We start from the raw sequence: 8,822 nt of genomic DNA, 5'->3' as shown, positions 1-8,822 counted from the left end.
GGTGGCTATTCTGAAAAGAATACAAGGGAAGCGGCAAAAGGTGTGCGGGGCACCACCGTATCTGGGTACGGTACGTACCGGTAGATTATACCTAAAATTCAGGAGGCAAACCAAGACAGGAGGAAAAGCGGCCCACAGCACGAACAGTTTGACAATTTCAGCAAAATCAGGTGTAATACATTGCTTTCTGATTTGAGATTATTCTACGGGAAACATCATGAAACGCACTTATCAACCCTCCGTTATCCGCCGCAAACGTACCCATGGTTTCTTGGTCCGCTCCAAAACACGCGGCGGCCGTGCCGTGTTGGCTGCTCGTCGCGCCAAAGGCCGTAAACGTTTGGCCGTGTAACAGTGGATTACTGTTTCGGCAAACCATACCGCTTACTGAAAACGGATGATTTCTCATCCGTTTTTGCTTTACGCCGGCTGAAATCGCGGCCGGATATCCAACTGTGGCACAAGCCCAACGGGCTGGGACATCCGCGGCTGGGTTTGGTGGTGGCCAAGAAAACTGCCCGACGTGCCAACCGCCGCAATTATATGAAACGCACGCTGCGCGAATGGTTCCGTCTCAATCGGCACCATTTAGACAGCAGCGATTTGGTGATTCGCGTGTGCCGTCCGTTCGGCAAGGCAGAGCGGCAGCAGGTGTTGGCACAGTTGGAACAGATTGTACCGAAAAAACCATGCTAGCCAAAATCCTGCTGGGGCTGATCCGGTTTTACCAATACGCAATCAGCCCGCTGCTGCTGCCGCGCTGCCGTTATCAGCCCACTTGTTCGCAATACGCCATTGAGGCGGTGAGCAAATACGGTGCGCTCAAAGGCGGCTGGCTGGCAGCCAAGCGCATCAGCCGTTGCCATCCGTGGGGAGGCAGCGGCTACGACCCTGTGCCTTAACCCTGCCATGCGGCATCCGTGCTGCATGGCGACTAAATCTTCAGGTAGCCTGCATTAAATTCAGACTGCCGTTTTCTCCTGTTTTCAAACGGAACCCGATTATGGAATCCAACAATGAATTGAAGCGGACGGCGGTTTTCGCCATTATCGCTATCCTGACCCTGATGGTTTGGAATTATTTCAATCCCCAACCGCAGCAGCCCGAACAGGCCGCAGCGCAGACGGAGCAGCAAGCCGCCGCCCCCGTTGCCGGGAACGATTTGCCACCTACCAAACCGATTACCGTAAGTACCGACACGCTCCAAGCCGTGATCGATGAAAACAGTGGCGATTTGCGCGGGTTGGATTTACTCAAACACAACTCCGCCGGCGATGCCAGCAAAACCTTCACCCTGCTTTCCGACAACAGCGAACACAAATATTTGGTGCAATCGCTGCTGATCGACCAAAAAGGTAACTACCTGTTACAAGACAGCAGCTTCAAAGCCCCGCAAAACAGCTACACCCTCAATGGAGATACGCTGGAAGTGCGCTTGAGCGCGCCAGAAACCAACGGCGTTCAGGTAGACAAAGTGTACACCTTCCGTAAAGGCAGCTACCTTATTGATGTACGGTTCGATATTACCAACCACACTGATACCCCGCTGAAGCTGGACGGCGTGTATCGTGTGCTGCGCGACAACAGCACGCCCGAGGGCAGCGGTTATTTCAACCAAACCTATGTCGGCCCAGTAGCCTACACGCCCGATGGTAACTTCCAAAAAGTGCCGTTTAAAGATTTGGACGACGACTTCGAAAGCAAACGTGATCGCGCCGATTACCAGCGCACCGCTACCAGCGGCTGGGTTGGCTTCACTCAGCACTACTTCACCACCGTATGGGTGTTACAGCCCAAAGATGGCAACAGCATCTGCCAAAACGGCAACTGCTTGCTCGATATCAAACGCCGTAGCGACAACCTTTACTCCGCCGGCGTGCGTGTGCCGCTGCCCGCGATTGCTGCTGGCCAGAAACTGAGCGTGCCTGCCGAATTGTATGCCGGCCCGCAGGAATACGCCGTGATCAGCAAAGTGGCTGACCGCTTGGAGCTGGTGAAAGACTATGGCCGTACCCATGTGGTGGCCGCGCCGCTGTTCGGCTTGCTCAACTGGCTGCACAGTCTCATCGGCAACTGGGGCTGGTCCATCGTTTTGCTGACCATCATCGTCAAAACCCTGCTGCTGCCGCTCACCAACGCATCCTACCGCTCCATGGCCAAGATGCGTGCCGTTGCACCTAAGCTGGAAATGCTGAAAAAACAGCACGGTGACGACCGTGCAGCGCTGCAACAGGCCATGATGAAGATGTATAAAGACGAGAAAATCAACCCTCTGGGCGGCTGCCTACCCATGCTGTTGCAGTTCCCCGTGTTTATCGGTCTGTATTGGGTGCTGCTCGCCTCTGTTGAGCTGCGCCAAGCCCCGTGGGGCTGGGTGGCTGACCTGGCTCGCCCCGACCCACTCTACATCCTGCCAATTCTGATGGCGCTGACCATGTATATCCAAACCAAACTCAGCCCACCACCGAGCGACCCGATGCAGGCCAAAATGATGAAAATCATGCCGCTGGCTTTTTCCGTGATGTTCTTCTTCTTCCCCGCCGGCCTGGTGCTCTACTATGTGGTGAACAACCTCTTGAGTATGGCGCAACAGTGGCTGATTAATCGGAAAATCAATGGTACCGCCAAGCTTTAAAGTGTAGCAGAAAATAGCAACAGCCCGAATCCACAAGGTTCGGGCTTGTTTTGTTATTGGCGTTGTGATAGATAAAACACTTATCTCCTCATACAGTGTTAGTTTGCCTTGTATGAAAATAAGTGCTTCAGCTATATAGTCGTTCCAAATAGGATGCGCGTCGGCTCTCCTGGCAGCATAGATTGCCGCCTTACCCTCATGCATGTTTGAAACAATTAGATTAGCGTGAATGATAAAGGGCGAATTCACTTTTCAGACAGCCCGCCATAATGTAAATTGTCATTAATAATTAAAAGGATAAATTTCATTTTCAACACGGCGTAAAGAGCACATCACGATCTCAAAGCCATCGGCTCAGCCGATCCACTGATGGTGCAAGTATCAAACGCACAATTTAAAGACAACATCAATATGAACGCGAATTAAAGCAAAATACAGCAAAAGGCTACCTGAAAATTTTCAGGTAGCCTTCCTTCATGTTTGTTCGACAGCCAGCAGGCTTTACTCCTTCTCAAGCGTCTGCCCTGCCTCCAGCTCTTTTACGTTGAGAAAGCCGCCGCTTTGATGTGCCCACAGGCTGGCATAGAGGCCGCCTTTAGCCAAGAGTTCAGCGTGGTTGCCTTCTTCCACGATACGGCCTTTGTCGAGCACGATGAGGCGGTCCATGGCGGCGATGGTGGATAGGCGGTGAGCAATGGCGATAACGGTTTTGCCTTCCATCATGGTGCCGAGGCTTTCTTGGATAGCGGCTTCCACTTCAGAATCGAGCGCGCTGGTGGCTTCGTCCAAAAGCAGAATCGGTGCGTCTTTGAGCATCACGCGCGCGATGGCGATGCGTTGGCGCTGGCCGCCGGAAAGCTTCACGCCGCGCTCGCCCACGTGGGCATCGTAGCCTTTGCGGCCTTTGGCATCGGAAAGCTGGGGGATGAATTCGGCGGCTTCGGCACGGCGGGCGGCTTGCAGCATATCTTCTTCGGTAGCGTCGGGGCGGCCGTAGATGATGTTGTCGCGCACCGAGCGGTGCAGCAGGCTGGTGTCTTGCGTTACCAAGCCGATTTGGGCACGCAGGCTTTCTTGGGTAACACTGTCGATATTTTGTCCGTCGATGCAGATTTTGCCGCTCTGCGGCTCGTAGAAGCGCAACAACAGATTCACAATGGTGGATTTACCGGCGCCGCTGCGGCCGATAAGGCCGACTTTTTCGCCGGGGCAGATGTGTAGGTTGAAGCCGTTAAGCAGGGGCTTGCCGGGCTCGTAGGAGAAATCGATATGGTTGAAGCAGATTTCACCTTTGTTCACCAACAGGGGCTTGGCTTCGGGCTTATCGAGGATGGTTTGCGGCTTGGAGAGCGTGCCCATGCCGTCGGCCACAGTGCCGATATTCTCAAACAGTCGGGCGGATTCCCACATGATGTATTGCGAGAGCCCGTTCACACGCAGCGCCATGGCAGTGGCGGTGGCCACGGCGCCCACGCCCACCTGGCCATTGTGCCACAGCCAAATGCCGAGCACGGCAGTGGAAAGGGTGAGCGCGGTGTTTACTGCGGCACTGGCACTGTAGAGCAGGGTGGCCAGCCGCATTTGAGCGTGCACGGTTACCATAAACTCTTCCATCGAACGGCGGGCATAATCGGCTTCGCGCGCACCGTGGGAAAAGAGTTTCACCGTGGCGATGTTGGCGTAGGCATCAGTAACGCGGCCGGTCATCAGCGAGCGGGCATCGGCCTGGCGGGCGGCGGTTTGGCCAAGCCGGGGAATCAGAAAGCGCATTACCAGGCTGAAGCCGATGAGCCAGCCCACAAAAGGCAGCAGCAGCCAGCTATCCAGCGCCACCAAAATCACGCCGGAAGTGATGAAATACACCAGCACATACATCACCATATCGGCGATGGTCATTACCGTATCGCGTACGGCCAGCGCAGTCTGCATCACTTTGGCCGACACGCGGCCGGCAAATTCGTCTTGATAAAAGCTGAGCGATTGGCCGAGCATCAGGCGGTGGAAATTCCAACGCAGGCGCATGGGAAACACCCCCTGCAATACCTGCAGGCGGATGGAGGAAGTAAAAAACGTCCAAATCACCAGCACCACCATCAGCACGCCCATGCCAACGAGCGCCAAGCCTTTTTCGGCAAACAGCGTCTCGGGCGTATAGCGGCCGAGCCAATCAACGATTTTGCCGATAAATTGAAACAGCAAAGCTTCGCCAATGCCGATACCGCCGGAGAGCAGTGCCAGCAGCACGAGCCAGCCGCGCACGCCTTCGAGATTGCTCCAAATAAAGCCAAATAGGCCGTTGCGCGGGGTTTTCGGCTCGCTGGCGGGATAGGGGTCGATGCGGTTTTCAAACCAGGAGAATAAGCGGTTGAACATGGTGTGGTACTATATTTAAAGTGGGAATTCAGGTTTTAGTTTTAACTGGGAGGGCTGATGTTTTCAAGTAGCCTGTATGGTTGCGGCTACCTGAAAAATATGGCCGCCCGCTTGGTACGCAAGTATGGCCCCAAAGACGGCTATCATAGCAGAAACAGAAGGCTGGGCACAGAACGGAGTTAGGAAGCCGATAGATGCGGAGCGGCGGATCAGTAATATAATGCAGCATTCCAGATAAGGGATGCCTGCAATAACAAACCATTCAGGCTACCTGAAAGCGAGGTTTCATCAAAGTTAAAACGAGCTTCGTAAGTTCCAGTGAAACTATAGTGGATTAAAATGAGAATGAGGCAAGGCGGCGAGCCGCAGACAGTACAGGTAGTATGGTTAGGCGAGCCAACGCTGTAGCATTCTTAATTTTAATTCACTATAAAATTTCAGGTAGCCTTCACCGGCTGCCAAAGCTCTTCACCTCCTGTTGCATTAGATCGTCTTGCCATATGTCTTGCATGAAATAATTGCCTTGGCCATATGAACACAAAAGGCTACCTGAAACTTTCAGGTAGCCTTCCTCTTAATGCAGAATACAAAATTATTTACCGGGCTTCTTCGCCAACATCGTAACGAACTTCAACTGAATCGGCCGCCCTTGTGCATCGGTGGCGTGCAGCGAGCCCACAGCTTCTTCGTACTTCAGCAATTCCCAGCCGGCGTAATACTGCCGCAATTCGTCCTCTTTAAATGTGAACGAAAACGGCATATGGCAGGGATGATCTGCCGTATCCATCGCCGACACAATCAAGTTATAACCGCCGGCACGAGTGTGCGCCTGCATATCGGCAATAATATCCGACACACGGCCGGCCTGGAGGAACATAAACACCACGGTGGAGAAGATAAAATCATAATCTTCGCCCAAGGCCGCAACGTTAATATCGTAAGCATCCGCCCGCAGCGGCAGCTGTTCGCGTGCAGCCATATCCAGCACCGAGTCCACTGCTGCCGGGCTATGGTCTACAGCGTGCACATCATATCCGGCCAAGCTTAAAAACAGCGCATTACGCCCCTGCCCGCAGCCTAAATCCAGCGTCTTGCACGGCGGCACGGATTGCACCGCTTCGCGGATAGCGGAATGTGTGGCGGTCATGCCATATTTTTTATGGAAATAATCAGCTTTTTCACAATGAAATTCCAGCTGCATGGCAAAATCATCATCCAAAGGCTCCACTTTGTGCCAAGCTTGCGGGTAAATCGTCCACACCCCGTTTTCTGGCTGCAACACATGTTCTGCGATCACCGCACCGTTTTCCTTCAATTCATAAAACTTCAGCCGCCCGCGCAATACGCGCAGCTTGCCATACGTACCAACCTGTGTGTTGTGCTGCGACAAAACTGCCTCCGGAATAGTGGTTTTATCCCATATCGGCATGGTTTTATAGCAGATGAGTTCGTTCATCATAATACTCCTTCTCAAAAGTAAAAAATTGGAACGGACACACAATATATCCGTTCCAAAGTATCTCTTCAAATTCAGCTATAGAAACCACTATCCCCTGCACGAAGCCGGCAAGAAATTTAGCTTGCCGCTTAATGATGCTCCGGGTGAGCATTTCCAGCCATGCACCGGCTGATGCGTTCCCACCAAGAAATCCGCCGTCTGCATAGCTGTGCCGTCCGGCCTGAGCGGAGTAAGCAAAATTTTACCGCCGGTGAGTTCGTGGATATTCTGCAAAGTAACGGTGATTACCCCTTTATCATCCGTTTCAATGGCAGCCACATACTGGCTTACCCCACCGCTTCCTTCGCAACCAAACCCTTGGTTTAACACGTCTGCTGTTACACCTGTGTTCGCCACTTCAGAAATGGTATTTTTGCAACGCGACGAAGCTTGGATGGCTTCGGAAACTTTCGCCCGGCCTGTGTAGTTATTATAAAAAGGGATGGCCAACGCCGTGAGGATACCGATGATTGCAATCACAATCATCAGCTCAATCAAAGTGAAACCGTTTATTTTTGTATTATGCATTATTTTTTCCTGAATCAATAAAGCCATCTATCGGCAAGTAACCCACAATTTCCCCCTGTTTATTCAAGAGGGCGATCCATTCTTTATTTTTATCGCTGGTAAACGGCAGATAATAGGCTTCTGCTTCAGGCAGATTAATCTCTGCCAATTTTTGCTTGATAGCAGCCTGTTGTGCCGCCCTATGCTGAATTAAGTGCCTCACCGGTTTCATGGCCGCACGCACATCGGCAGTTTCTTTAGCCGCATCCAGCGGCAGCCACAAATTAGGCCGCGCCACCGGCTCGATACCGCCTAAAGACAATAACACGCTGTCCTGCATTTCTTCCGGCGGAATGGCAGCCAAGCTGATTTGCTCTACACCATATAAAGGCAGAGAACGCATATTTTCCGGCGCTTTGGCCAAATCTTCATCGCTGAGCTGGGCGGCGGTAACCACAGTGAAGCGGTCGTGGTCGAACGCATAATGCACCGGCCGAGCCAAATGCACGGTATGAATGCCGTAAGACAAGGCTCCAAGCTGGATGGCAATCACCAAGGCAAAATCCACGCAGGTTTCCCTTTTGGATTTTTTCGGATTGGCTAAAATCAAAGTGAGCAGCGGGCCGCACACCACATCAATCCCCACCATCATCAGCAGCAAGTGCAGGCCGCCAAGCATTTCCGAATAAGGATACGGATATAAAAACTTTACCACCAGCCAGGCAGCCAAACCGGCCAATGCCGCGCTACCGAGCAAATGGAAAGAAGCCAGGCGCAGGGCAAAACGCCAGCGCGGCACAGGGATTATGGATTCACTCATAGATACGCTCCGCTGCAATACTCATACAAACTAGAAAAAGAGCAGCCTAGGCTGCTCTTTTTTGCTACGCATCAATTAGCCGCGGCAAGAAGAAGGAGTGTATTTTTTCTCACCGTCGAAGTTGCATACCCAGCCTTTAACCGGTTTGTTAGCGGGTGCAACAAAGTCACCTGATTGCATAGCAGTAGTCTTAGCATCGTCAGAATACGGAGTCAGAGTAATTTTCTTACCGTCAACTTTAGCATTGATGTTTTGAGCTTCTACAGTGATGGCACCATTAGCATCAGTGGTGATTTCTTTCACATACTGGCTGCTGGCAGTAGTAGTAGAACCAGCTTCACCACAGCCCCAGCCGTTAGCAGCAGGAGCGGCGCGCAGACCAGAGTCAGCAGCTTCTTGGATGGTGGTACGGCAGGTAGAACCGGCCAATACTACTTCGCCCATTTTGGCGCGAATGGTGTAGTCTTGGTAAGCCGGCAGAGCCAGAGCAGCCAAGATACCGATAATGGCGATAACGATCATCAACTCGATCAGGGTAAAACCTTTTTGTACTTGTTTCAACATGACATTTTCCTTTAATAAAATGGAACTTAAAATAAACCGAATCTTTCGATCCGGGAACTTCAACCAAAAGAAGGAGACAACTAAAAAACTTCGTTTTCGGCTAGGCTTGTTTGCCGTCACCACGAGAAACATAAAGCAACGGCTGTGCCAAAAAACAAAAAAACCGATTTATTTATTTTATAAATATATGTTTTTAAATTATCTTTTGTTTTATTTTAATTTAAGAAACCAGTCTATGCGGTTGTTCTGCGCAACTGGCGAATCTGCAAAACTGACATTTATCGTCAGTTTTTGGCCCGCTATTTCGCACAGATTGCCGTTTTATGGGTTTCATGGCCTGCCAATTTATGTTGGCTGCTATGTTGAGCAGCGGTTTTTGGCATTTTTACTATATTCATCCGTATTTCGACGGCGTGACCACACCG

General features: G+C 51.7%; 9 protein-coding genes. 4 read left to right on the top strand and 5 right to left on the bottom strand.

Features of this window, described 5'->3' with window-relative positions; all coding sequences use genetic code 11:
* Window positions 1-217: 217 nt before the first annotated feature.
* From rpmH to yidC, 4 genes are all read left to right on the top strand, one after another.
* A complete protein-coding gene (gene rpmH / locus EZJ17_RS09970; protein ID WP_003824630.1) occupies window positions 218-352 on the top strand; it encodes a 50S ribosomal protein L34 in 135 nt (44 codons plus the stop codon).
* A 2-nt stretch (window positions 353-354) separates the two neighbouring features.
* On the top strand, window positions 355-696 hold the full coding sequence (gene rnpA, locus EZJ17_RS09965) for a ribonuclease P protein component (RefSeq protein WP_067442301.1): 342 nt from the start codon (window positions 355-357) through the stop codon (window positions 694-696).
* The gene (gene yidD / locus EZJ17_RS09960; RefSeq protein WP_067442299.1) at window positions 690-902 is read left to right on the top strand and encodes a membrane protein insertion efficiency factor YidD; all 213 of its coding nucleotides are present in this window, start codon (window positions 690-692) and stop codon (window positions 900-902) included. The genes rnpA and yidD overlap by 7 nt, the downstream gene beginning before the upstream one ends.
* Window positions 903-1,003: 101 nt before the next feature.
* Window positions 1,004-2,635, top strand: coding sequence for a membrane protein insertase YidC (yidC, locus tag EZJ17_RS09955; protein WP_067442297.1), 1,632 nt, complete (start codon window positions 1,004-1,006; stop codon window positions 2,633-2,635).
* A gap of 501 nt (window positions 2,636-3,136) precedes the next feature.
* On the opposite strand, the gene EZJ17_RS09950 is transcribed toward yidC, so the two are convergent.
* The 5 genes from EZJ17_RS09950 to EZJ17_RS09930 form a co-directional block, all read right to left on the bottom strand.
* Window positions 3,137-5,008, bottom strand: coding sequence for an ABC transporter ATP-binding protein (locus EZJ17_RS09950; RefSeq protein ID WP_067442295.1), 1,872 nt, complete (start codon window positions 5,006-5,008; stop codon window positions 3,137-3,139).
* Between the two features lie 592 nt (window positions 5,009-5,600).
* A complete protein-coding gene (gene tehB, locus EZJ17_RS09945; RefSeq protein WP_067442293.1) occupies window positions 5,601-6,467 on the bottom strand; it encodes a tellurite resistance methyltransferase TehB in 867 nt (288 codons plus the stop codon).
* A gap of 87 nt (window positions 6,468-6,554) precedes the next feature.
* A complete protein-coding gene (locus EZJ17_RS10865; RefSeq protein WP_067442291.1) occupies window positions 6,555-7,034 on the bottom strand; it encodes a pilin in 480 nt (159 codons plus the stop codon).
* The gene (locus tag EZJ17_RS09935; protein ID WP_067442289.1) at window positions 7,027-7,833 is read right to left on the bottom strand and encodes a hypothetical protein; all 807 of its coding nucleotides are present in this window, start codon (window positions 7,831-7,833) and stop codon (window positions 7,027-7,029) included. The genes EZJ17_RS10865 and EZJ17_RS09935 overlap by 8 nt, the downstream gene beginning before the upstream one ends.
* Window positions 7,834-7,908: 75 nt before the next feature.
* A complete protein-coding gene (locus EZJ17_RS09930) occupies window positions 7,909-8,529 on the bottom strand; it encodes a pilin (RefSeq protein ID WP_282958255.1) in 621 nt (206 codons plus the stop codon).
* Window positions 8,530-8,822 lie beyond the last annotated feature (293 nt).

Source organism: Eikenella exigua (assembly GCF_008805035.1).
Taxonomy (GTDB): domain Bacteria; phylum Pseudomonadota; class Gammaproteobacteria; order Burkholderiales; family Neisseriaceae; genus Eikenella; species Eikenella exigua.
The sequence above is the reverse complement of the archived record's forward strand: the minus strand, read 5'-3'. Positions and strand labels throughout refer to the sequence as shown.